General features: G+C 52.2%; 25 protein-coding genes. 23 read left to right on the plus strand and 2 right to left on the minus strand.

From position 1 onward, the window contains the following. Positions 1-76: 76 nt before the first annotated feature. The gene (locus tag DX130_RS05355; RefSeq protein ID WP_116043430.1) at positions 77-1,321 is read right to left on the minus strand and encodes a nucleotidyltransferase; all 1,245 of its coding nucleotides are present in this window, start codon (positions 1,319-1,321) and stop codon (positions 77-79) included. A 166-nt stretch (positions 1,322-1,487) separates the two neighbouring features. Here DX130_RS05355 and DX130_RS05360 point away from each other — a divergent pair, with 166 nt between their 5' ends. The 19 genes from DX130_RS05360 to trmD all read left to right on the plus strand — a co-directional run bounded on the left by DX130_RS05360 (position 1,488) and on the right by trmD (position 18,561). Beyond that, positions 1,488-2,003 (plus strand): YceD family protein, encoded by a 516-nt coding sequence (locus tag DX130_RS05360; RefSeq protein WP_116043431.1) that lies wholly within the window; start codon positions 1,488-1,490, stop codon positions 2,001-2,003. 34 nt (positions 2,004-2,037) lie between these two features. Continuing rightward, positions 2,038-2,211 (plus strand): 50S ribosomal protein L32, encoded by a 174-nt coding sequence (gene rpmF, locus DX130_RS05365; RefSeq protein ID WP_116043433.1) that lies wholly within the window; start codon positions 2,038-2,040, stop codon positions 2,209-2,211. Between the two features lie 225 nt (positions 2,212-2,436). After that, complete coding sequence (fapR, locus tag DX130_RS05370; protein WP_116045756.1) at positions 2,437-3,033, plus strand: transcription factor FapR; 597 nt, start codon at positions 2,437-2,439, stop codon at positions 3,031-3,033. Beyond that, positions 3,017-4,006 (plus strand): phosphate acyltransferase PlsX, encoded by a 990-nt coding sequence (plsX, locus tag DX130_RS05375; RefSeq protein WP_116043434.1) that lies wholly within the window; start codon positions 3,017-3,019, stop codon positions 4,004-4,006. Before fapR ends, plsX begins: the two co-directional genes overlap by 17 nt. 9 nt (positions 4,007-4,015) lie before the next feature. After that, positions 4,016-5,002, plus strand: coding sequence for a beta-ketoacyl-ACP synthase III (locus tag DX130_RS05380; RefSeq protein ID WP_116043436.1), 987 nt, complete (start codon positions 4,016-4,018; stop codon positions 5,000-5,002). A 72-nt stretch (positions 5,003-5,074) separates the two neighbouring features. Continuing rightward, positions 5,075-6,004 (plus strand): ACP S-malonyltransferase, encoded by a 930-nt coding sequence (fabD, locus tag DX130_RS05385; protein ID WP_116043437.1) that lies wholly within the window; start codon positions 5,075-5,077, stop codon positions 6,002-6,004. 22 nt (positions 6,005-6,026) lie between these two features. Further along, on the plus strand, positions 6,027-6,776 hold the full coding sequence (gene fabG, locus DX130_RS05390) for a 3-oxoacyl-[acyl-carrier-protein] reductase (protein WP_116043439.1): 750 nt from the start codon (positions 6,027-6,029) through the stop codon (positions 6,774-6,776). A 94-nt stretch (positions 6,777-6,870) separates the two neighbouring features. Continuing rightward, complete coding sequence (acpP, locus tag DX130_RS05395; protein WP_087572610.1) at positions 6,871-7,104, plus strand: acyl carrier protein; 234 nt, start codon at positions 6,871-6,873, stop codon at positions 7,102-7,104. Positions 7,105-7,265: 161 nt separating this feature from the next. Beyond that, positions 7,266-8,507, plus strand: coding sequence for a beta-ketoacyl-ACP synthase II (gene fabF / locus DX130_RS05400; RefSeq protein WP_116043440.1), 1,242 nt, complete (start codon positions 7,266-7,268; stop codon positions 8,505-8,507). Further along, positions 8,497-9,201, plus strand: a complete 705-nt coding sequence (rnc, locus tag DX130_RS05405; protein ID WP_116043442.1) for a ribonuclease III — start codon at positions 8,497-8,499, stop codon at positions 9,199-9,201. Before fabF ends, rnc begins: the two co-directional genes overlap by 11 nt. 189 nt (positions 9,202-9,390) lie before the next feature. Then, positions 9,391-9,762, plus strand: a complete 372-nt coding sequence (locus tag DX130_RS26675) for a hypothetical protein (protein ID WP_206098764.1) — start codon at positions 9,391-9,393, stop codon at positions 9,760-9,762. A gap of 177 nt (positions 9,763-9,939) precedes the next feature. After that, positions 9,940-13,518, plus strand: coding sequence for a chromosome segregation protein SMC (gene smc / locus DX130_RS05415; protein WP_116043443.1), 3,579 nt, complete (start codon positions 9,940-9,942; stop codon positions 13,516-13,518). A 47-nt stretch (positions 13,519-13,565) separates the two neighbouring features. After that, on the plus strand, positions 13,566-14,579 hold the full coding sequence (gene ftsY, locus DX130_RS05420) for a signal recognition particle-docking protein FtsY (protein WP_116043445.1): 1,014 nt from the start codon (positions 13,566-13,568) through the stop codon (positions 14,577-14,579). Between the two features lie 275 nt (positions 14,580-14,854). Further along, on the plus strand, positions 14,855-15,265 hold the full coding sequence (locus DX130_RS05425) for a putative DNA-binding protein (RefSeq protein ID WP_116045758.1): 411 nt from the start codon (positions 14,855-14,857) through the stop codon (positions 15,263-15,265). Then, a complete protein-coding gene (gene ffh, locus DX130_RS05430; protein ID WP_116043446.1) occupies positions 15,244-16,632 on the plus strand; it encodes a signal recognition particle protein in 1,389 nt (462 codons plus the stop codon). Before DX130_RS05425 ends, ffh begins: the two co-directional genes overlap by 22 nt. 33 nt (positions 16,633-16,665) lie before the next feature. After that, positions 16,666-16,938: a 30S ribosomal protein S16 gene (gene rpsP, locus DX130_RS05435; RefSeq protein WP_116043448.1), complete on the plus strand. Its 273-nt coding sequence runs from the start codon at positions 16,666-16,668 to the stop codon at positions 16,936-16,938. Between the two features lie 25 nt (positions 16,939-16,963). Further along, a complete protein-coding gene (locus tag DX130_RS05440) occupies positions 16,964-17,194 on the plus strand; it encodes a KH domain-containing protein (RefSeq protein WP_116043449.1) in 231 nt (76 codons plus the stop codon). Positions 17,195-17,282: 88 nt separating this feature from the next. Beyond that, positions 17,283-17,807 (plus strand): ribosome maturation factor RimM, encoded by a 525-nt coding sequence (gene rimM / locus DX130_RS05445; protein ID WP_116043451.1) that lies wholly within the window; start codon positions 17,283-17,285, stop codon positions 17,805-17,807. A 4-nt stretch (positions 17,808-17,811) separates the two neighbouring features. Then, on the plus strand, positions 17,812-18,561 hold the full coding sequence (gene trmD / locus DX130_RS05450; protein WP_116043452.1) for a tRNA (guanosine(37)-N1)-methyltransferase TrmD: 750 nt from the start codon (positions 17,812-17,814) through the stop codon (positions 18,559-18,561). A gap of 48 nt (positions 18,562-18,609) precedes the next feature. On the opposite strand, the gene DX130_RS05455 is transcribed toward trmD, so the two are convergent. Continuing rightward, positions 18,610-20,064 carry an S-layer homology domain-containing protein gene (locus DX130_RS05455; RefSeq protein ID WP_165861173.1) on the minus strand — a complete coding sequence of 485 codons (1,455 nt, stop codon included), beginning with the start codon at positions 20,062-20,064 and terminating at the stop codon, positions 18,610-18,612. A 198-nt stretch (positions 20,065-20,262) separates the two neighbouring features. Here DX130_RS05455 and rplS point away from each other — a divergent pair, with 198 nt between their 5' ends. The 4 genes from rplS (at position 20,263) to DX130_RS05475 (ending at position 22,948) form a co-directional block, all read left to right on the plus strand. Continuing rightward, the gene (gene rplS, locus DX130_RS05460) at positions 20,263-20,604 is read left to right on the plus strand and encodes a 50S ribosomal protein L19 (RefSeq protein ID WP_116043456.1); all 342 of its coding nucleotides are present in this window, start codon (positions 20,263-20,265) and stop codon (positions 20,602-20,604) included. Between the two features lie 185 nt (positions 20,605-20,789). Continuing rightward, positions 20,790-21,410, plus strand: coding sequence for a signal peptidase I (lepB, locus tag DX130_RS05465; protein ID WP_240644467.1), 621 nt, complete (start codon positions 20,790-20,792; stop codon positions 21,408-21,410). A 15-nt stretch (positions 21,411-21,425) separates the two neighbouring features. Beyond that, complete coding sequence (gene ylqF, locus DX130_RS05470; protein WP_116043459.1) at positions 21,426-22,313, plus strand: ribosome biogenesis GTPase YlqF; 888 nt, start codon at positions 21,426-21,428, stop codon at positions 22,311-22,313. 2 nt (positions 22,314-22,315) lie between these two features. Beyond that, a complete protein-coding gene (locus tag DX130_RS05475; RefSeq protein WP_116043460.1) occupies positions 22,316-22,948 on the plus strand; it encodes a ribonuclease HII in 633 nt (210 codons plus the stop codon). Positions 22,949-23,088: the final 140 nt, after the last annotated feature.

The following is a 23,088-nucleotide window of genomic DNA, read 5'->3' on the forward strand; positions in this document are numbered from 1 at the left end:
GACCGACGTAAAGCAGCTGTCTGAGGACATCTCACCTATCGGATAACCCGGTCAACGCTTCCTAGCGAAAAGCCCGTCAAATCATGACGGGCTTTTCGCGGTAGTCGCGGTACAGCGACGCTGATAGCTCGCTGCCGCCTGCGCCGATCATGTAGGCGTTGCTCGCCCTGACGTCGAGGTCGAGGTAGCGATACGACTCTGGAGGCCTTGCGGCGCTGAGGAGGATGGGCAGAGAGGATGTCTGCCGCATTCGTTTCAACAGCGCTCGGCCCTTCTCGGTGAAGCCGAGAACGCGGATATAGTTCACGCCGCCTGCCAGCTTCTCCGGCGTGAACTCGTCCCGCACATGTCCCAGCAGGACGGACAGAAGCGCCCGCTGCAGCCGCGTCCGTGTATATCGCTTCGTCTTAACCAGCGACATCAATTCCTCGAAGCTGCCCTTGCGCAGCTCGGGCAAAGCATTCAAGAATCGATGCTCCAGTCCCTCACTAACATCCCTACAAGCTGCTAGCGACGCCGCATCGCTCGTCAACAGCTTGTGCATAAGCACAGGCATATAGCGCTCCCAGCTTACAGGAGCGCCGCCGAATGAGGCGCATTCCTGAATACCTTCGAAGGTGGAGGCAGGGACGAACGGATGCGCGGATGCCAGCGATTCGCTCTCCAGCAACAGCTTGCGAATAGCGGTCGCACTGGCGATAGAGCCGTCAGTAATCGTCTCTTGGTGATACTGCGCTTTCTCGCGGGCAATCGTATACGGCTGCATCGCGCCCTTAATCCGCCTTAACGCGATCAGATAATGCAAGCCGAGCGTATGGTTCGGCGTATCAAATGGAAACGAAGCGGCATCCCCGTGGCCCTGCTGGGTCAAATAGGCCTGTAGGGCGCTGCTATAGGCGAAGGGATAGCTCATCCCCGTATCCAGGCGCTCTCTCAGCAGCGCCTGGAAGCTTGCCGGCTCGTCCGCAGCAATCTCCGCTGCATGAAGGAGAGGAGCCAACTCGCCGCTTTCTGTTCCGAAGCAGACAGCGTCTACGACGCCTGTGGCTTCCAGCAGCGACACGGCGCCGTAGGCGAACCATTCCGCGGCATGCGTGGCGTAGGCCACTGGCAGCTCGATAACAAGGTCGCAGCCCCCTTGCAGCGCCATGCGGGTACGCGTCCACTTGTCCCACATCGCAGGCTCGCCGCGCTGCAGGAAGTTGCCGCTCATGACGGCGACGACGGCCTCGGCCTCTGTTATTTTGACTGATTGACGCAAATGATAAAGATGTCCGTTATGGAATGGATTGTATTCTACGATCAAGCCTACAGCGCGCATTGGATCGATGTCTCTCCCATCTTCTTGATTTATAGGTGATTTCACTATAGCATAGAGAGGATGTTGCATCACAGTGGAAGATGCTCATTACGATTTGCAACGTGAAATTGTTGACAAAAGATCGTTTGAATCGCTATAATAATCTTTGTTTGTTTGGAGTGATGATATGCAGTTTCATATGCAAGAGATGATGGCCAGGGGCCTGAAGGCAACCGTACAAGAAGCGCTCGATATGAGCGAATTGTTCAAGGGACGGGCGGATGTAATTGCGGCTGGTCCGCTCCATGTTTCGCTTGAGGTTGCTGGTCACGACGGTTTCGTAACGGTCGACGGTACACTAACCATCGATTTGGAGCTTGCATGCTCACGTTGTCTTGAACCGACTAAGGAACATACGGTCATTCCCTTCTTCGAGCAGTTCAAGCCTCCTTCCGATGAGGAAGCTGACGGCGAAACGAACGAAAACGAAGAATTTGTGGAATTGAAATCGGACAGACTCGACCTGAAGCCGTTTCTTAACGAAGCGCTTCTGGTGTTCATGCCTTTTGCGCCGCTGTGCGGCAAGGATTGCAAGGGACTCTGTCAGACCTGCGGAAAAAACTTAAATGAGCGAACCTGCGAATGCAAAAACGAGCGGATTGACCCTCGCTTTGAATCGTTGAAGGATTTGTTTAAGGAGTAGTAACGGTATTGATTTTGTGAAGGAGGTGGGAAAGATGGCAGTACCTCAACGTAGAACATCCAAAACTCGCCGCGACAAGCGTCGCACGCATTTCAAGCTTGCGATACCTGGTATGGTAAAATGCGAGCAATGCGGAGAGCTGAAATTGGCTCACCACGTGTGCAAAGTGTGTGGATATTACAAAACAAAAGAGATCATTTCCCAATAATAATGATTTCCATGATAGCACTTCATCTCGCGGTGAGGTGCTATTTTTTGGTTTCATTGCGCAGAATGGTTTTTTTTTATATACTAATTTAGTACCAGGTGATAAAACGTGACGTTTAACATATATCTAGTAGGGAATGCGATCGGCGATATCGGTTTGCTAGAATAGGCACTCAGTCATTCCCATACTCATGAACGACGAAGGGGTGAGCCGAGCATGGAACGAATGCCCAAGCGCCAACGGCATCAGCTGCTGGCCCAGCATATCGAAGATAATCCTTTTATGACGGACCGGGAGCTTACCCGCTTGTTGAAGGTGAGCATACAGACGATCCGGCTTGACCGGATGGAGCTCGGCATACCAGAGCTTAGGGAACGCTTGAAGCTGATGGCAGAGCGCTCCTATGATTCCGTACGTTCTTTGCCGCTTCATGAGGTGATCGGGGACATCGTGGATCTCGAACTGGACAAGAGCGGCATCTCGATTTTTGAAATCAGGGAAGAACATGTATTCTCCCGTACTTCTATCGCTAGGGGCCATCATGTATTCGCGCAAGCGAATTCTCTTGCGGTAGCTGTAATCGACGATGCCATCGCACTGACCGTTACCGCCGACATCCGGTTTATACGTCCGGTGAGGCTGGGCGAGAAATGCATTGCGAAGGCGTACGTCCGTTCGATCTCGGGCGAGCGAAGCAAATCGAAGGTTGAATTATTCACATACGTAGGTGACGAAATGGTATTCCAAGGCAATTTCGTCATCTTCAGATCCGCCGGCGACAGGGACAATCGAGGAGGAGAACAACATGCGGATCGCCATTGACGTAATGGGGGGAGACCATGCCCCTGAACAAATTGTAAAAGGCGCGCTGGATGCCGCAGCCGAATGGCCGGATACTGAACTGTTGCTTGTTGGCGACAAAGCGGCTATCGAGCCTTTTCTCAAGGATGGTATTCCGTCCAATGTGCAACTGGTTCAAGCGGACGATGTTATCGGTCCGGAAGATGAGCCGGTCAAAGCTGTTAGACGGAAAAAAGGCGCATCGATGGTCGTTGCCGGTCAACTGGTGAAGGACAAGCAAGCTGATGCCATGCTGTCTGCCGGCAATACGGGAGCGCTGATGACGACAGGCTTGCTTGTGGTCGGAAGAATGGAAGGCATTGAGCGTCCTGCGCTGGCCTTCGTCCTGCCGACGATGGATGATGTCGGTATTCTCGCCATGGATCTTGGTGCCAATATGGACGCCAAGCCAGAGCATCTCGCGCAATACGCCGTTATGGGCAGCATCTATCGCGAGAAGGTGCATGGCATCAAGCAGCCGAGAGTAGGACTGCTTAATGTTGGCACAGAAGCGAAGAAAGGCAACGAAATGACCAAAGCAGCCTATGATCTATTGGAACAGGCGCCCATTCATTTCATTGGCAACGTAGAATCCCGCGATGTGCTGAACCGGAATTGCGACGTGATCATAAGCGACGGATTCGCAGGCAACATTATGCTGAAATCGCTGGAGGGGACAGCTGGCACGATCTTCACTATGTTGAAGAGTGCGTTCGGAAGTTCCTTCCTGACCAAGATAGCAGCAGCAATTATGCTGCCGCAGCTGAAGAAGTTGAAGAAAAAGATGGACTATAAGGAACATGGCGGAGCTCCGCTGCTAGGTCTCAACGGCCTTGTTGTGAAGTGTCACGGTTCATCGGATGCGGTTGCGGTGAAAAACGCGGTTCGCCAAGCAAGAATAGCATTGCAAGGCAATATGATCGAATCGATCTCTTCTGAAATTAACGGGAAGTGAGTGTGAAGCATGGGTTTGCATCCTGTCGGCATTATTGGAACGGGCAAATATGTGCCCGAACGCATTCTTACGAATCAAGAATTGGAGCAAATGGTAGAAACGAACGATGAATGGATCGTAACACGTACCGGAATCAAGGAACGTCGCATAGCCGCGGAAGCGGAAGCAACCTCCGATCTGGCTTATGAAGCGTCGAAGCAAGCCATTGCTGCGGCTGGCCTGACAGCAGAAGACATCGATCTGATCATTGTATCGACGATTACGCCGGACATGTTTTTCCCGTCTACCGCTTGTCTCCTTCAAACAAAACTAGGGGCCACGAAGGCGGCGGCGTTCGATCTGTCCGCAGCATGCTCAGGCTTTATCTACGGTCTGGCGACGGCTTCAAATATGATTGCTACCGGCATGTACAAGCATGTGCTTGTTGTTGGCGCGGAAACATTGTCCCGCATTACGGATTATACCGATCGCAACACATGCATTCTGTTCGGCGACGGCGCTGGCGCTGTCGTGCTCGGTCAAGTCGAAGAGGGCAAGGGTTTTCGTTCCTTCGAGCTGGGAGCGGACGGGAGCGGAGGCGAGCTGCTGAAGGTTAGCGGCGGCGGTTCGCGCATACCGTCCTCGGAGCAGAGCATCTCGACGAAACAGCATTATATCCATATGGCGGGCAATGACGTCTTTAAGTTTGCCGTGCGCATTATGGGCAGTGCAGCGGAGGATGCGCTTGCGAAAGCGGGATTCGCGAAGGAAGACGTTGATCTTCTGATCCCTCATCAAGCGAACATACGGATCATTCAATCTGCGCTGAACCGGCTTCATCTGTCGGAAGAGAAGGCTATGATTAATCTGGACAAATACGGTAATATGTCGGCCGCATCCATTCCGGTTGCGCTGGCAGAAGCTGTAGAGCAGAACCGTATAAAAGAAGGCGACAAATTGGTGTTTGTCGGATTCGGCGGCGGCTTGACATGGGGAGCTTCCGTATTGATTTGGTAATAAAGCGCGGTGACAGATCCGCTCTCTGGAGCGGATGAACCGTATTGGAATTGGTTTAGGAGGGGAAACGCGTTGGCGAAGACAGCATTTGTATTTCCCGGTCAGGGGGCTCAGGCCGTAGGCATGGGCAAGGACGCTTACGATGCATTCGAGAGCGTACGGGACATATTCCAGAGTGCTGATGGGGCTCTGGGTTTGGAATTGACAAATCTAATATTTGAAGGACCGGAAGAGGCACTCAAGCAGACGGCGAATACGCAGCCGGCACTTCTTACCGTAAGCGTTGCGTACTTGAAGCTGCTGGAAGAGAGCGGTCTTAAGGCTGATTATGTAGCAGGTCACAGCTTGGGCGAGTATAGTGCGCTAGTTGCGGCGGGCGTGCTGTCCTTCGAGGATGCGGTGCGGACTGTTCGTGCACGCGGCTTGTTCATGGAGCAGGCAGTGCCTAGCGGACAAGGAGCTATGGCGGCTGTGCTTGGCGCCGAGCGTGATGCGCTTGCGAGTCTGTGCGCGACCATCACAGCTGAAGGAAGCGCGGTGGAGCTGGCGAATGTGAACTGCCCGGCTCAGATTGTCGTCTCCGGTACGGCGCAAGGCGTACAAGCTGTCGTGGAGCGCGGCAAGGATGCGGGAGCGAAGCGGGTCATTCCGCTTGAAGTGAGTGGTCCGTTCCACTCCTCTCTGATGAAGCCTGCGGCCCAGCAGCTTGCGGCTGCACTTGCCGACGTTGCTTTCGCGGATGCGGCAATTCCAGTTATTGCAAACGTAACGGCGCGCGAGGTGACGGATGCCGCTTCTATTCGTGAGCTGCTTGTGGAGCAGGTCTATTCTCCTGTATTGTGGGAGGACAGCGTACGCTACCTGATTGATCAGGGCGTAGATACATTTGTAGAAATCGGTTCGGGTACGGTGCTTGCCGGTTTGATCAAAAAAATCGACCGGAGCGTCCGCGTCATATCGGTGAACAACATCTCGGCGCTGGATGCGCTGCAGGTGAACTAATTCAAGACGGAGGGGATCAAGAATGTTTGCGAGTCTGGAAGGGAAGAAAGCTCTCGTAACAGGCGCATCCCGCGGTATCGGCCGCGCTATCGCTATTGCGCTGGCAGAGGCGGGCGCGGACGTAGCGATTAATTATTCCGGCAGCGAAGCCGCTGCTGCGGAGACGGCATCCGCTGTCGAAGCGCTGGGACGCCGCGCGATTATCGTGAAAGCAAATGTCGGCAAAGCCGATGAATTCGACGCGATGGTGAAAGATGTCATCGAGCAGCTCGGCGCATTGGATATTCTTGTGAATAACGCCGGCATTACAAGAGATAATTTAATTATGCGCATGAAGGAAGAAGAGTTCGACCAAGTGATCGAGACCAATCTGAAAGGCGTGTTCAACGGAATCAAAGCCGTCACTCGCCCAATGATGAAGCAGCGCTCTGGCCGGATCATCAACATTTCTTCCGTTGTCGGCGTGCTCGGCAATCCTGGACAAGCTAACTATGTCGCAGCGAAGGCGGGTGTCATTGGTCTGACTAAGGCCAGCGCAAGGGAGCTCGCATCGCGTGGCATTACCGTCAACTGTGTCGCGCCTGGATTCATCCAGACCGACATGACGGACAAGCTGCCGGACGATATGAAGGAATCGCTGTCTGCGCAAATCCCGCTGTCTCGCCTTGGCGACGCGGCAGATATTGCGAATGCAGTCAGGTTCCTTGCGTCCGATGCTGCGGCCTATATGACTGGCCAGACGGTCCACGTCGACGGCGGCATGTACATGTAGCAACAGTCACGGGAGTGAAAGCATCTAGCCTCTTAAGGTAAAGATGGCATTTTACATTTAATTCTCGTATAATACGGTGGAGGAGGTGAATCGGATGTCCGAAGTAGTAGATCGCGTAAAACGTATTGTCATCGACCGCCTTGGCGTAGACGAAGCAGAAGTAACGCTTGAAGCTTCCTTTAAAGATGACCTCGGAGCTGACTCTCTTGACGTCGTTGAATTGGTCATGGAGCTGGAAGACGAGTTTGATATGGAAATCTCTGATGAAGATGCAGAGAAAATCACTACGGTGGGAGAAGTTGTGACTTACATACAATCTCATACCTAATGATGGACAAGTCCCGTTGCGATATACGGGACTTCTCTCCATGTAGTGGCTTTCCGTCGTTTTATCATTTTAACGTTTATAATAAAGCCTAACCGCTTTTCATATAGAAGGAAGATTCATTACTATGGTCTTCTAAATCGCTGTCTGCAGAGGTGAATGCAATGAAACAGAGAGTTGTCGTTACAGGCATGGGGGTCATTACATCGCTGGGTTCCGATTTGGAGCAATTTTGGGGGAACCTGCTTGAAGGGAAATCTGGTGTATCCGTTGTGGAAGCATTCGATTTCTCCGAATATCCGACGCGCATTGCGGCGGAGGTCAAAAACTTCAATCCCGAAGAGTACGGGTTGGATAAAAAAGAAGCGCGTCGTATGGACCGCTTTGTACAATTCGCAGCAGTTGCAAGCAAGCTGGCTGTGGAGGACGCTGCACTTAAGATCGGTGAGAATGCCGATGCTGAGCGCGTAGGCGTTATGATCGGTTCCGGTATCGGCGGCCTTGGCACTTGGGAAGATCAGCATAACGTATTGCTGGAGAAAGGTCCGAAGCGCGTGAGCCCGTTCTTCATTCCGATGATGATCGCGAACATGGCATCCGGCCAAGTATCCATGATGACAGGTGCGAAAGGCCCTAACAGCACAGCGGTTACCGCTTGTGCGACAGGAACCCATTCTATTGGGGATTCGTACAAAATGATTCAGCGCGGCGACGCTGATGTCATGCTCGCCGGCGGTGCCGAAGCAACGATTCGCCCGACAGGCATGGCTGGCTTCTGCTCCATGCGCGCGATGTCGACGCGCAATGATGAGCCGGAGAAGGCAAGTCGTCCGTTCGATGTGGATCGTGATGGATTCGTAATGGGCGAAGGTGCGGGTGTGCTCGTACTGGAGTCGCTCGATCATGCAATCGCTCGCGGAGCTAAGATTTATGCCGAAGTGGTTGGTTATGGCATGAGCGGCGACGCTCATCACATGACAGAGCCAGATCCGGACGGAGCTGCACGCTGCATGGTGAAGGCGATCCGTGATGCGGGCATCGACCCGTCGGAGATCGATTATATCAATGCGCACGGCACATCCACTCCGGTAGGGGACAAGTCCGAGACGACGGCTATTAAAAAGACGTTTGGTGATCACGCTTACAAGGTGGCGGTCAGCTCCACGAAGTCGATGACGGGCCATTTGCTCGGCGCGGCGGGCGGCGTTGAAGCCGTTATTCTTGGCCTGACGCTGAAGAGCGGCATTATTGCTCCAACGATTAACCTGGATAATCAGGATCCTGAGCTTGACCTGGATTACGTGCCGAATACGCCTCGCGAAGCGAACGTGAAGTACGCACTGTCCAACTCGTTTGGCTTCGGGGGACATAATGCAACGATCGTGATGAAAGCATATGAAGCATGAACATTTTGACGAGCTGCAGCAGAAGCTGCAGCTCGCTTTCAAACGTGCTAAGCTTCTAAGGCAAGCCTTCACTCATACATCCTATGTGAACGAGCATAAGCGCGGCTCCGTGCAGGACAACGAGCGCCTGGAATTTCTGGGCGATGCGGTGCTTCAATTGCTTGTCTCCGAATACTTGTTCACCACCTATCCGAAGCGGCCGGAAGGCGAATTGACCCGGATGCGGGCTTCTGTCGTCTGCGAGCCTTCGCTTGCCTACTTTGCCGAACGAATGGAGCTGGGCAAGTACGTACTGTTAGGACGGGGCGAGGAGCAGCTTGGCGGCAGACATCGTCAAGCGCTGCTAGCTGATTTGTTCGAGTCGTTTATTGGCGCCATATTTCTGGATGCTGGCATTGAGCGTACACGCGTATTTTTGGAAGAGCATATGTTTCCGTTTATCGAATCCAACGACTTTGGTCTGCTGATGAAGGATGCCAAGTCCAAGCTGCAGGAGAAAGCGCAGCATAATGGCCTGGGACCGGTAGAATATCGAATTGTGGAAGAGCGCGGCCCTGCGCATGACCGCGAGTTTATCGTTGAGGTGTGTTTGGGGGAAGAGCGGTATGGTCTTGGCGCCGGCCGCACGAAGAAGGAAGCCGAGCAGCGGGCAGCCGCAGAAGCATGGAACACGCTTGCTGCGCAAGACTCGTGAGGCGTTCCGTAAGAGAAAAACGGACACGGGCGGGATCAGGGACTCCGTTTGTCATTGCAATATGGGATGAGTAAAGACCTCTTTTGGCCGGGTAACGGTTCATGGAGGTCTTTTTGCGATATAGCGTACGATAACTTTTCATATTCGGGGACAGAATCTTGGGCTATTAGCAGAGGGGAGAGGTTGATCATGGTATATGTGGTGTTAATCGTGTTCATTGTGGCATCCATGCGTGCGTTCCGTTATTATGGCATCTCTGAGCCGTATTCTAAAGGGATTGCATTGGCTGCCGCTTTTTCTTTGCTGGGGCTTGGTTGCCTCGCCCATAACCATGCGATCAGCCTGGTGGCGGAAGCAAATGACGGAATCGGCATATCCAATCCTATTGTGTATATGATTATTGGTGAAGACCGATGGTCAGTGCAATTGTTCGAGTCTTATTTCAATGGTGCGATAGTGCTCAACTTTCTGATGATCGTAGCCTATCCGGTTGTTTTGACGATGGAGAAGAAGCGGAGCGGGAAACGGAAAAAAACAATAAATGATACGGTATTGGAGTAAGCAACAAAAAAAGATAGAGGCGCCGAGCCTCTTTGAATAATGAGGTCAGCCAGAATGTTTGGGTTGGCCTTTTTTTGCAGGAAATAAGTCATAAGAATGCGGTGTGCCCAGCACCTGAAATGATTCACGCAAACCATGATTATGTGGTACAATGGTGGGTGAGGTGAAAGCCAAACTATGTTTTTGAAGCGGATCGAATTAGCGGGTTTCAAATCCTTCGCCGACAAGACCGAGCTTGAATTTGTAACCGGTATTACGGCGGTGGTCGGGCCTAACGGCTCAGGGAAAAGCAATATCTCCGACGGCATTCGCTGGGTGCTTGGCGAGCAAAGCGCCAAGAGTCTGCGCGGAGGCAAAATGGAGGATATTATATTCGCCGGCAGTGACGCGCGCAAAGCGGTCAATTACGGCGAAGTTTCGCTGACCCTCGACAATGCGGACGGAGCTTTGCCGCTGGAGTACAACGAGGTGACGGTGACCAGAAGGGTTCACCGGAGCGGCGATAGCGAATATATGATTAACAAGCAGCCATGCCGGCTTAAGGATATAACGGAGCTGTTCATGGATACGGGCATTGGCAAGGAAGCCTATTCCATTATCGGACAAGGCCGTATTGAAGAGATATTGAGTACGCGCTCCGAGGATCGCAGGGGCATCTTCGAAGAAGCTTCCGGCATTGTGAAATACAAGTCCCGCAAGCGCGAGGCGCAGAAGAAGCTGGACGAGACGGAGCAGAACCTGCTGCGTATTCACGATTTGGTGTCGGAGCTGGAGGATCAAGTCGAACCGCTGCGCAAGCAGTCGGAGAAGGCTATTCACTTCAAGGCGCTTAAGGAAACGCTGAAAACCAAAGAAATTTCGATGTACGTACATAATATAGAGACGGTGCATCAGGCCTGGTCCCAAGCGACGGATAAGCTGGAGAAGCTTCAAGAGGAGCAGCTTCAGCTATCTACAGTTGTGAGCAAGCACGATGCGCATCTGGAGCAGGATCGGCTTCAATTGCGTGAAATCGAGCAAGAGCTGGACGTTCTGCACGCAGCCATGCTGCAAATTAGCGAGGATGCGGAGAAGTGCGAAGGTTACGGTGAAGTGTTGAAGGAACGCGGTCGCAACCTGGAGCAGAACAAACGCCAGCTGGATGAATCCATTACGACGCAGGATGAGCGAATCGTCGGTCTTGTGAAGGAAGAAGCGGAGTTCAGAAGCCGCGCGGCAGCGCTTGAGCTGGAGCTTGCTGATCTTCGTGCGAAGCTGGCTTCTGAGGAAGTGAATCTGATCGGCGTAGCCGGCGGAGCGGTTGTTGATGCGGAGGAGAAGCTGAAGAGCGAATTGCTTGACGTGCTTAGCGCGATGGCACAGCATCGCAATGAAATTCGGTATGCGACGCAGCAGAGAGAGACGCTTCAACGCCGTATGGAGCGGCTAAGCGATGATGAGTCGAAGTGGGCCGAGCAAAAGGCTCGTTTGGACGAGAGACGCAGCTCGCTTGAGCAAGCGCTGGCGGAGACGCTGGAAACGTTGGGGTTCACTAGAAACCGTATGCTGGAGCAATCGGAAGCGACGAAGTCGCTGGCCGTACAACTGGAAGAGGTTATGTCGGCTATTCGCAAGTGGGAGCAACGGCTGGATAGTCATATTTCACGGCGAGATACGATGAAAGAAATGCAGGATGCTCTTGACGGGTTTATGCAAGGGGTTAAGGAAGTGCTGAAGTCGGCACGCCGCGGCTCGGGGGCAATCGAAGGGGTGCATGGCGCAGTAGCCGAGCTCATTCGCGTACCGCAGCGCATCGAGGTGGCAGTGGAGACAGCGCTTGGCGGAGCTCTCCAGCACATCGTAATGGAAGATGAACGTACGGCAAGGGCTGCGATTACTTTCCTAAAGCAGCGCCAGCTCGGCCGGGCTACATTCCTGCCGCTTGACGTCATTAGAGGGCGTATGGTTCCGGAGAATGACAAGCGGACGATATCTTCAGTAGAAGGTTTTGTTGGTGTTGCGGCAGATTTGGTAAGCTGTGATGAGCGTTATCAAGCGATCGTTAATAACTTGCTGGGCAATGTGCTGCTGGCGGAGACGCTGGAGCAGGCGAACCGTATCGCCTCCAGATGCCAATACCGCTATCGTGTTGTGACCTTGGAAGGCGACGTCGTGAACGCCGGCGGATCAATGACGGGCGGCAGCTTGCAGAAGAGGGGCGCAAGCCTGCTTGGAAGAGGCCGTCAGATCGAAGCTCTCAATCAAGAAATCAAGGACGCGAAAGCGACGGTTGACCAGCTTAAAAACCGTCTGAGCGACTTGCGGAAGGAGCAATCCATCCGCTCGCAGGATATGGAGGAGCTGCGAGAGCGGGCTGAGCAAACCCGGATCCGGGAGCAAGGCATCCGTGCGGAGCTGCAGCAGATGGGCTCGGAGACGAAGCTATTGTCGGAGCAAAGCGCATTGTCTAATTCGGAGAGAAGCTCCCAGACAGAAGAGCGGGAGCAGATTGAAGAGATGGCGGCAGCGGCTGAACAGCGGTTGGAGCAATTGACGCTGGACGAAGCAAGGCTGCAGGAAGCGATCCGCATGGCCGAGGAGCGGCGCAAGGCAAGCGAGTCGGCTAAGGAAGAGCTGCAAGGACAATTAACCGATATTAAAATCGCGGTGGCCAAAACCGATCAAGAGAAACATAACTTCGAGGATCAGGCGAACCGCGTACGAAGCGATATTGGGCGTGCCAAGAGCGAGCTGGCCGGGTTGCGTGCGATGTCGGAGCAGCAGGATGGAGAGATTGCGCGACATGGCGAGGAGAGCATCGCCCAGATCGAGCAGCTTAATGGTTTGCGCATCAAGAAAGCGAATTGCGCCGAGCAGACCGATTTGAAACGGGCGGCCAGAGCGCAGCGCATATCGGAGCTTGAGCAAGGCGAGAGCGAGACGAAGGATCAGCGTGCTCAGCTTCGAGCGGTTGAGGATCAAATGAGGAGCACCGAGATTGCCGTTAACCGGCAAGATGTGGAGCTGGACAATTTGCTTCGCAAGCTGAGTGAGGAGTATGAGCTTAGCTTCGAACTGGCGAAGGAGCACTATCCGGTTCCGGAGGATGTGCTTGGCACGCAGAACGAAGTTCGCGATCTGAAACGACAGATTGCGTCGTTAGGTGAAGTCAATCTAGGTGCAATCGAGGAATACGATCGCGTCAAGGAGCGCTATGAGTTCCTCTCCGAGCAGAAGGACGATCTTATTGAAGCGAAGACTGCGCTGTATCAGGTTATTAAGGAGATGGACGATGAGATGTCGAAGCGATTCCGCACGACATTCGAAGCGATTCGCGGACATTTCGTTGTGGTCTTCTCCAAGCTGTTCGGCGGCGGACGAGCGGATCTGATTATGGTCGATCCGGACAAGGTGCTCGATACGGGCATTGATATCGTGGCCCAGCCACCGGGCAAGAAACTGCAAAACTTGCAGCTCCTCTCCGGCGGTGAGCGGGCGCTAACGGCTATTGCGTTGCTGTTCGCCATCTTGCAGGTCAAGCCGGTGCCATTCTGTGTTCTCGATGAGGTTGAGGCTGCATTGGACGAGGCGAATGTATCCCGTTTCGCGCAATATTTGCGTGAATTCTCAGAGCTGACTCAATTTATTGTCGTGACTCACCGCAAAGGCACCATGGAGGAAGCGGATGTGCTTTACGGAGTTACGATGGAAGAGGGCGGCGTATCCAAGCTCGTATCGGTACGTCTGGAAGAAGAGCAAGAGCCAGTATCGGCTTAAGCAATCATATACAAGCAGGTTAGGACAGGTCAGGAGGAACGGCTGGAATGAGTTTTTTTAAGAGGCTGAAAGAAAGCATCGCTTCCAAGACGGAAGCGGTCACGAATGTATTTAAGGAAGGTTTGGCGAAGACGCGTACAGCATTCATTGAGAAGGTCGAGGAGCTGATTACTCGACGCAAGAAGATCGATGAAGAGTTTTACGAGGAGCTTGAAGAGATTCTGATCGGCGCGGACGTAGGCGTCAACACGGTTATGACGCTAATCGATGATTTGCGAGCGGAAGTGAAGAAGCGCAAGATCGAAGATGCGTCTGATCTGCAGCCGGTGCTGTCAGAGAAGCTGATCGGGTTGCTGAAAGGCGACGATCATGCGGAGCTGAGAATCGCCCCACCAGGTCAAATTACGGTCATTCTGTTTGTGGGCGTAAATGGTGTGGGCAAGACGACGACGATCGGCAAGCTTGCTCATAAGTTTAAAAGCGAGGGCAAAAGCGTGCTGATGGCGGCAGGCGATACATTCCGCGCAGGCGCTATCGAACAGCTTGAAGTCTGGGGACAGCGTGTTGGCGTTGACGTCATCAAGCAATCATCAGGCTCAGACCCTGCAGCTGTAATGTTCGATGCTGTTCAGGCAGCCAAGCAGCGCAAGGTTGACGTATTGTTATGCGACACGGCAGGACGCCTGCAGAACAAGTCGAACCTGATGGAAGAGCTGAATAAAATATTCCGCGTCATTCAGCGCGAACTGCCGGAAGCGCCGCATGAAGTGTTGTTGGTGCTTGACGCAACGACGGGTCAGAACGCGCTTAGCCAAGCGAAGCTGTTCGGAGAGAAGAGCGGCGTTACGGGCCTTGTTCTTACGAAACTTGATGGTACAGCCAAGGGCGGTATCGTTATAGCGATTCGCAATGAGCTGAACTTGCCGGTGAAGCTGGTAGGATTGGGCGAGAAAATGGGCGACCTGCAAACCTTTGATTCGGAGCAGTTCGTGCATGCTTTATTTGCAGGCTTAATCAGCCGCGAGTCGGAAGAGGAGCAACAGCCTCCTGCTGCGACTTAAGCGCAGGAATGGAATAGCTAGAGGAAGCGTCTGGTGACGACCGTTTTGCGGGCGACATTGGGCGCTTTGATTTACCACAGATTAGTTGTGGTCTGCAACGGGAAACGCCGGGCATTTGCGGGGGGTATTGGTGCTGCTGAATTGGAGGAGTAGAGTGACAAGGTTAAAAGCTTGACAGGGCAAATGTCATCATGTATGATAAGAGTCGTTGCAAGCGTGTAAAGTATTTTTCCTTGACAGTATCATACAGCGAGACGAAGAAGGAGGCGAAGGGGATGAAGGAACATACACCGGATGCCTTAGCCAGAACGACAAGAGTCAATTTGCTGTTCGACTTCTACGAGAGCTTGCTTACAGATAAGCAGCGTACTATACTTACTTATTATTATCACGATGATTTCTCGCTTGGCGAGATTGCGTCCGAATTCGGGATCAGTCGTCAGGCGGTCTATGATAACATCAAGCGTGCTGAGGGTATTCTCGAGAGTTATGAAGAGAAATTATCCCTGCTGGCAAGGCATGAGCGGCTGATGCAAATGACGGATCAGCTGGAGCGTGATGTGAAGGCTATCGTGACGAATGAATGGGATAAACAGTCGATCATCGACGCCATCGGGCAGTTTCGAGTGGCGGAAGGAACGGCAAGAGAAGGGGGCGGGAGTTCATGGCAGCATTTGAAAGCTTAAGCAATCGGCTTCAGAATGTATTCAGCAAGCTGAAGGGCAAAGGCAAAGTATCCGAAGCCGATGTCAATGACGCAATGCGGGAGGTTCGCCTGGCGCTTCTGGAAGCCGACGTTAACTTTAAAGTCGTGAAAGACTTCATTGCCAAGGTAAAAGAAAAGGCCATCGGCTTGGATGTATCCAAGAGCTTTACTCCAGGCATGGTCATCATCGATATTGTAAACAAAGAATTGACAGAGCTGATGGGCGGCACACAGGTGAAGCTTGTCAAGGCGAACAAGCCTCCGACTGTTATTATGATGGTTGGTTTGCAGGGTGCAGGTAAGACCACCACTTCTGGGAAGCTCGCGAAGCTGCTTCAGAAGGGCAATCATAAGCCGCTTCTCGTAGCCTGCGATATTTACCGTCCTGCCGCGATCAAGCAGCTTCAAGTGCTTGGCGAGCAGATTGGCGCACCGGTATTCTCGCTTGGCGACAAGACTTCTCCAGTCGACATTGCGAAGGCTGGCCTGCAGCACGCAAAGGATAACGGCAATGATTACGTCATATTCGATACTGCGGGACGACTGCATATTGATGAAGAGCTGATGGATGAGCTGAAGCGAATTCATGAGCATGTGACGCCGGATGAAGTGCTTCTCGTTGTCGATGCGATGACAGGTCAAGACGCGGTCAACGTTGCGCAGAGCTTCCATGAACAGCTTGAGCTGTCGGGTGTCGTTCTGACGAAGCTTGATGGCGATACGCGAGGCGGCGCAGCACTCTCTGTCAAAGCTGTAACGGGTTGTCCGATCAAATTCGCGGCGATGGGCGAGAAGATTGATTCTCTGGAGCCGTTCCATCCGGAGAGAATGGCTTCGAGGATTCTCGGCATGGGCGACATGCTTTCCCTGATCGAGAAGGCTCAAGCCGGTATCGATGCGGACAAAGCGGCCGAGATGGAACGCAAGATGCGTACCGCGGAATTTACGTTTGATGACTTCCTTGACCAGATGGAGCAAGTTCGCAAGCTTGGACCGCTGGATCAGATTATGGATATGCTGCCTGGTATGAATAAGATGAAAGGCGGCATGAAGGATCTGAAGGTTGACGAGAAGCAGATTGGCCGCATTGAAGCGATTGTTCGCTCCATGACGAAGGAAGAGAAGCAGAAGCCGGAGCTTCTTAACCATAGCAGACGCAAACGTGTTGCGACTGGCAGCGGCACGACAATCGTGGAAGTTAACCGTTTGATCAAGCAGTTCGATGATATGCGCAAAATGATGAAGCAATTCTCGTCCATGATGGGTCCGAAAGGTCCAAAGGGACTCAAAGGCGGCAAAAAAGGCCTGAAGGGCATGCTTGGCCGCAATATGAAGTTCCCGTTTTAATCGCAGTTCATTTTTCGAAGGAGGTGAATGATAATGGCAGTACGTATTCGCTTGAAACGTATGGGTGCTCACAAGGCTCCTTTCTACCGCGTAGTGGTATCGGATTCCCGTTCCCCGCGTGATGGACGTTTTATTGAAGAGATTGGTACTTACAACCCGGTTGCACAGCCAGCTCAAGTTACAATCGACGAAGAGAAGGCTCTGAAATGGCTTCAAACTGGAGCACAGGCATCCGACACTGTTCGCGACCTGCTTTCCAAAGCTGGTGTTCTGAAAAAGTTCCATGAACTGAAGCTACAGAAGTAACGGTTGAAGAGCGGAGGGCTTTGTGATGAAAGAATTAATTCTTGTCATAGCGAAGGCTTTAGTGGATCATCCGGACGAAGTGCGGGTCGGTGTGAAGGATGATGAGCGCAGCACGATTTACGAGTTATCGGTACATCCCGATGATGTAGGCAAGGTCATTGGCAAGCAAGGGCGTATCGCGAAAGCGATGCGAACGGTCGTGACCTCCGCTTCCGTGAAATCAAGCAAGCGTGTCATTGTCGATATTCTTTCATAATAGACTGGTATCTTCAGGGTCGGGACGAATGTCCCGACCCTCTTTGTCATGTTATAATAACGTTAACCAAAGAAGAAGGAATGATAGCATGAACGGGAAATGGTATACGGTAGGCAAGATCGTTAATACACATGGTATCCGTGGCGATGTGAAAGTATTGCCTCAAACGGATTTTGCGGAGGAGCGTTTTGCGCCGGGCAGCAAGCTGCTAATAGTTAACGAGGAGAACGGCGAGTCTCGGGAAGTTAAGGTTACAAGCTCGCGCGAACAGAAGAACGTCTATTATCTAAAGCTTGACAGCTTCAACAACATTAATGATGTCGAGAAGTTTAAGGGCTGGCTGCTGAAGATACCGGAGTCGGAGCAAGGCGAGCTGGAGGAAGGTCAATACTACTACCATCAGATCATCGGCTGTACGGTCGTTACGGAAGACGGGGAAGAACTAGGTGTCATCTCCGAAATCTTGAGCCCTGGCGCTAATGATGTGTGGGTCGTTGATCGTCCGAAGTCGAAGGGTAAGCAGCTTCTGCTGCCTGTAATTGACGAAGTCGTATTGGATGTCAACGTAACGGACAAGCAGGTTACGGTAAAGCTGATGGAAGGGTTGGTCTAGCACTGTGAGAATCGACGTATTGACGTTGTTCCCGGAGATGTTCGAAGGTGTCTTCGGGGCGAGCATTTTGGGCAAAGCGAAGGCCAAAGGAATCGTATCGCTGGAAGCGGTCAACTTCCGCGATTATGCCAACAATAAGCATAACACGGTAGATGATTATCCGTACGGCGGGGGCGGGGGCATGGTGCTGAAGCCTGATCCGGTGTTCGCGGCCGTTGAGGATCTCCAGAATGAGGCAGATAGTAAACCGCGCGTCATTCTGATGTGTCCGCAAGGAGAGACGTTCACGCAGCAGAAGGCGGAAGAGCTGTCTAAGGAAAAGCATCTTGTACTCATCTGCGGACATTACGAAGGGTATGACGAGCGTATTCGAGAGCATCTTGTGACTGACGAGCTGTCCATTGGCGATTATGTACTCACTGGCGGCGAGATTCCAGCCATGACAGTCATTGATAGCGTCGTTCGACTGCTGCCTGGCGTGCTGGGTAATGAGACGTCAGCGATTACCGATTCGTATAGCACAGGACTGCTGGAGCATCCCCATTATACCCGTCCTCCGGAGTTCCGGGGCTGGAGTGTTCCGGATATTCTCGTATCCGGGCATCATGCGAATATCGAAGCCTGGCGCAGAGAGCAATCACTTCTGCGGACGCTGGAGCGACGTCCTGACCTGCTGCAGACAGCGGAGCTGACCGCGAAGGAGAAGAAGTGGCTGGCTTCCTTGCCCAAGCAAAGCAAGACAGAACAACAATAAGGGAATGCGGCTTCCAGTGGAGGCTGCATTCCCTTATTGGCTTAATGGCTAATCTGCCGAATGAAGCGGCGTATAAAAGTCCTGGGTATAATACACTTGATAATATCCGCCAATTGCAACACCTGTTCCCATATGAGTCAGCTTGGCATTGAGCAACGTTTCGCGATGGCCGGAAGTCGAATTAAGCAGCGTATAATGCGTAATGATACTATTATCGAAGCCTGCGGCAATGTTTTCCGAAGCTAATTGGTAGGTAATGCCTCTTGCTTTCATTCGGTCGAACGGTGTTTTGTTGTCCAGATTTTTATGGCTGAAGAACTGTTTGTCCCGCATGTTCTCGCTATGGCCTCTTGCTGCAGCTCCGGCAAGCTTGTCCCATTGCAAGACAGGAATGCCCCTCACAGCTCGCTCCGCATTAACGAGGTCGAACAATTGCCTCTCCAGCGCATCCCGGAAAGCAGCGGTGTTGGCTCGCGGGTCGAGTTTCGATAACGTCCCTTTTTGTCGCAGAATGCCTGAGATGTTGTCCTTATTTTGTGTGTCGATCAGTAAAGTGGTTCGGATTCCGTCGGCAGTATAGGCGTAATAGGAGTCCTTCGTCTCCGTGTCAGTTGCACCAGCCAATTGCTTCTTGGCCTCACCGAGCGTCAGACCTGTTGTCAGGCCGCCGGGAAGATTCCAGCTTTTCCTCGAAACGGAGAACTGTGCTGCGATCTTGCCGTCCATGACGCCGTACATTGCGAGCTCAGCATTGTTCTTGTTATAGACGTACCAGTTGTACGGATATTCGCTCGGGTCGATGCGATCCGGCTTACCGAGCCGGAAGGTGAGCTTCTCTACTTCATCGCCGATGTCAATGCCATGCAAGCCGATTGGTTGCTGCTGCACCTTGGTACCTGATAATTGTTTCGTGTGATCTTTGAGCATAAAGATAAAAGTCAGGGCTTCTGCACGCGTTACGCCGCCATCGGGTACGAACCCCTTAATGGTGGCCGAAGTACGGCCCTTCGAGATGCCTTCGTCCAGCAGCCACTGAATCGCTTCGTTTTCAGAGTAGCGTTTGCCGCCGGCAGCCGTTGCCATGATTAAGGCAGCTTGTCCTCTTCGGAAGCCTCCGCGTTTGTTATTGAAGGTTACGGGCCAACCGTATTGGTCGGCAAATTGGTAATAAGAGTCGTACCATTGACCACCTGCTCCACCAGCTTTAATGTCTGTTCCGTATGCGCGAAGCAGCATAGCGAGAAATTCAGCTTCGTTGACCGGTCTGTCTGGTTGAAAGCTTCCATCCTCGTAGCCTTTGGCCAAGCCTTCGTTCAAGGCTCGCTCGATATACGATGAAGCCCAGTGGCCTTCCGTATCCGACCTGACATCGGCTTGCGCTTGCCCTGCTGGAGCGAAGGGAGAGAGGAGCAAGCCTGTCACCGACATGATCATCATGATTTTTTTTGCCATTGGCATGGGGACTGATTTTGGTCCGGGTTCCTTCTGAATCGGTAACATCATACACCTCCAATTAACTCTTATGTCAATGACAGTATACATGAACAGGGCGGGTGGAAGGAACCAGTTGATTTGTGCATCTAACTATGGTAAAATTTCTAATGTTGTTCATAAAGTCGGACGGTCCGCTATAAGCGAAGATCGGGCTCAGGGGAGCCTAGGGAGCTTACATGAACGTCTATGGTGGAAGGAGTGAACTCAATGAATATCGTACAAGCAATTACTCAAGAACAATTGCGTAGTGATCTTCCAAGCTTCCGTCCTGGTGACACGCTGAAGGTTTACGTTAAAGTTATCGAGGGAACGCGCGAGCGTATCCAACTGTTCGAAGGCGTTGTTATTAAACGTCGCGGCGGCGGAATCAGCGAGACTTTTACGGTGCGTAAAATTTCTTACGGTGTTGGTGTGGAAAGAACTTTCCCAATCCATTCGCCTAAGCTTGACAAAATCGAAGTGGCTCGCCGTGGTAAAGTGCGTCGTGCTAAGCTGTACTACCTACGTAGTCTGCGCGGTAAAGCTGCTAGAATTAAAGAGATTCGCTAAGAAGAAACGTCAAGAGGGGCTTGCGCAAACAAGCTCCTTTTCGTTTTTTTATCGCTACCCTTACATACTACAGCGTTAAAGGAAAGAAGGCGAAATGGATGGATTCACAACATCGCAACGAAGAGAAGAACCCAAACGAAACGGTCGACACTCCTGACAATCATACGAACCGTCAGTCCGAAGAGATGACTGGACGTTCCACCAGGCAGCGTCCCGCTGGCAAAAAAGGGGGAGCGTACAAGGAGATTGTAGAATGGATTAAAGCGCTCGTCATTGCGGTTGTACTCGTGTTTTTCATTCGCCAGTTCCTGTTCTCGCCATTTATCGTGGATGGTCCGTCCATGGAACCTAACTTTGAATCGGGCGAGCGGCTGATTGTGAATAAAATTTTGTATACGTTCCGCGAGCCAAAGTTCGGGGAAGTCGTCGTTTTCGACGTTCCGGAACAAGGCCGTAAGTTTATAAAACGCGTCATTGGTGTGCCGGGTGATAAAATTAAGCTGGAAGGCGACAATTTGTACATTAACGACGAGCTGGTTGAGGAGCCTTATATTAAAGAAGCAATCGAAGCCGCTCATGCTAATGGAGAACTGTACAATGGTGACGGCACAAGCTACAATTTCCCGAACGATATGGTGCAAGAAATGGTGGTGCCTGAAGGCAAGATCTTCGCAATGGGTGATCATCGTGACAATAGCACAGACAGCCGTATGATCGGCTTTGTAGACGACAAAGAAGTTGTAGGACGGGCGGATGTCATTTTCTGGCCGCTCGACAAGATCAGTTTTATCAAGCATCGGTATTAGACATGAGGTGAAGGCATGGCCATTCAATGGTTTCCGGGTCATATGACCCGTGCCAGACGGCAAATTCAAGACAAACTTAAACTTATCGACATTGCCATAGAGCTGCTTGATGCGCGTGTACCGCTGTCAAGCCGAAACCCGATGGTGGACGATATTTTGCAAAACAAACCGAGATTGATTGTGCTGAACAAGTCTGATCTAGCCGATCCGAAGACAACGGAGAAGTGGATGACTTATTTCGCCCAAGAGGGTCATGAATGCGTCGCTGTCGATTCCCATACGGGGACTAGGGTGGGCGATATTCCGACTAAGGCGAAGGAGCTTTTGCACGAGAAGATATCGAGGCAAATTGCCAAAGGCATTAATCCGCGCGCGGTGCGGGGCTTGATCGTCGGTATTCCCAACGTAGGGAAATCTACGCTGATCAATCGCCTTGCAGGCCGCAATATTGCAGCTACCGGTGATAAGCCGGGTGTCACGAAGGGCCAGCAATGGATTAAAGTGGGCACGGAGATGGAGCTTCTGGATACGCCAGGTATTCTATGGCCGAAGTTCGAAGATCAGCTCGTTGGTTATCGACTTGCCATGACCGGTGCTATCCGGGAACAAATTCTGAATGTGGATGATATTGCGTTTTTCGCTGTTCGTGAGCTAGCTGATCGGTATTGGCCTGCACTGCAGGAGCGATACGATCTAGTGAAGCCGCCTTCGGATCCGGAAGACAGCGAAGAAATCGTACGCATCATGGAAGATATCGGTCGTAAGCGCGGCTGCTTAATGGGAGGCGGGCGCGTCGATCTGGAGAAGGCGTCGGGCATTATTCTGCGTGATCTCAGAGCGGGCAAGCTGGGCAGAATTACGCTGGAAGCTCCTTACGACGATATGCCTGTGAGAAAGCTGTAGAAATACAGCGTTTCGGGGAAACGGGGGAAAGTCACGTGTTGGGATTGGAGCGTGCGGTCTGGGACGAAGGAATTGTTCGGATTGCGGGTGTGGATGAAGTGGGGCGGGGATGCCTATTCGGCGATGTGGTAGCTGGCGCTGTCATTCTGCCTCCGGGCCTTGTCATAGAAGGAATTAATGATTCCAAGAAGCTGTCGGAGAAGAAACGTGAGTATTTGTACGATATTATTGCAGAGCAGGCCATCTCTTGGTCTGTCGCACACGTCGATGCCGAGACGGTGGATCGGATCAACATCAAGCAAGCGGCTAGGCTTGCGATGAAGCTTGCGGTGGAGTCGCTTAGCGTTTCTGCCCAATACTTGCTGGTTGATGCAGAGAAGATTGATCTGGAACTGCCCCAGCAAGCCATCATTAAGGGTGATGCGACTAGCCAGTCTATTGCTGCGGCTTCCATTATGGCCAAAGTGACCCGTGACCGGCTTTGTGCGGGCGAGTGGGAACAGCAATATCCCCATTACGGCATAGCCATACATAAAGGATACGCTACCAAACTGCATCAGCAACGGTTGCTTGAGATGGGGCCGTCTCCACTTCATCGGCGCATGTTTTTGCGCAAGCTGCTTGGAGAAGTATAAATTAGATAAAAGCTAGCTAACGCTTGTTATTCGGCGAAGAACGCCTTGTTCGTTCCGTTGCCGATTTGCGGGCGTTTTTTTGTGGAAAAATTCGTATAGGGCATAAAGAATTAATGGATCTCGATCGGGCCTTCATGGAA

Source organism: Paenibacillus paeoniae (genome assembly GCF_003388735.1).
GTDB lineage: Bacteria > Bacillota > Bacilli > Paenibacillales > Paenibacillaceae > Pristimantibacillus > Pristimantibacillus paeoniae.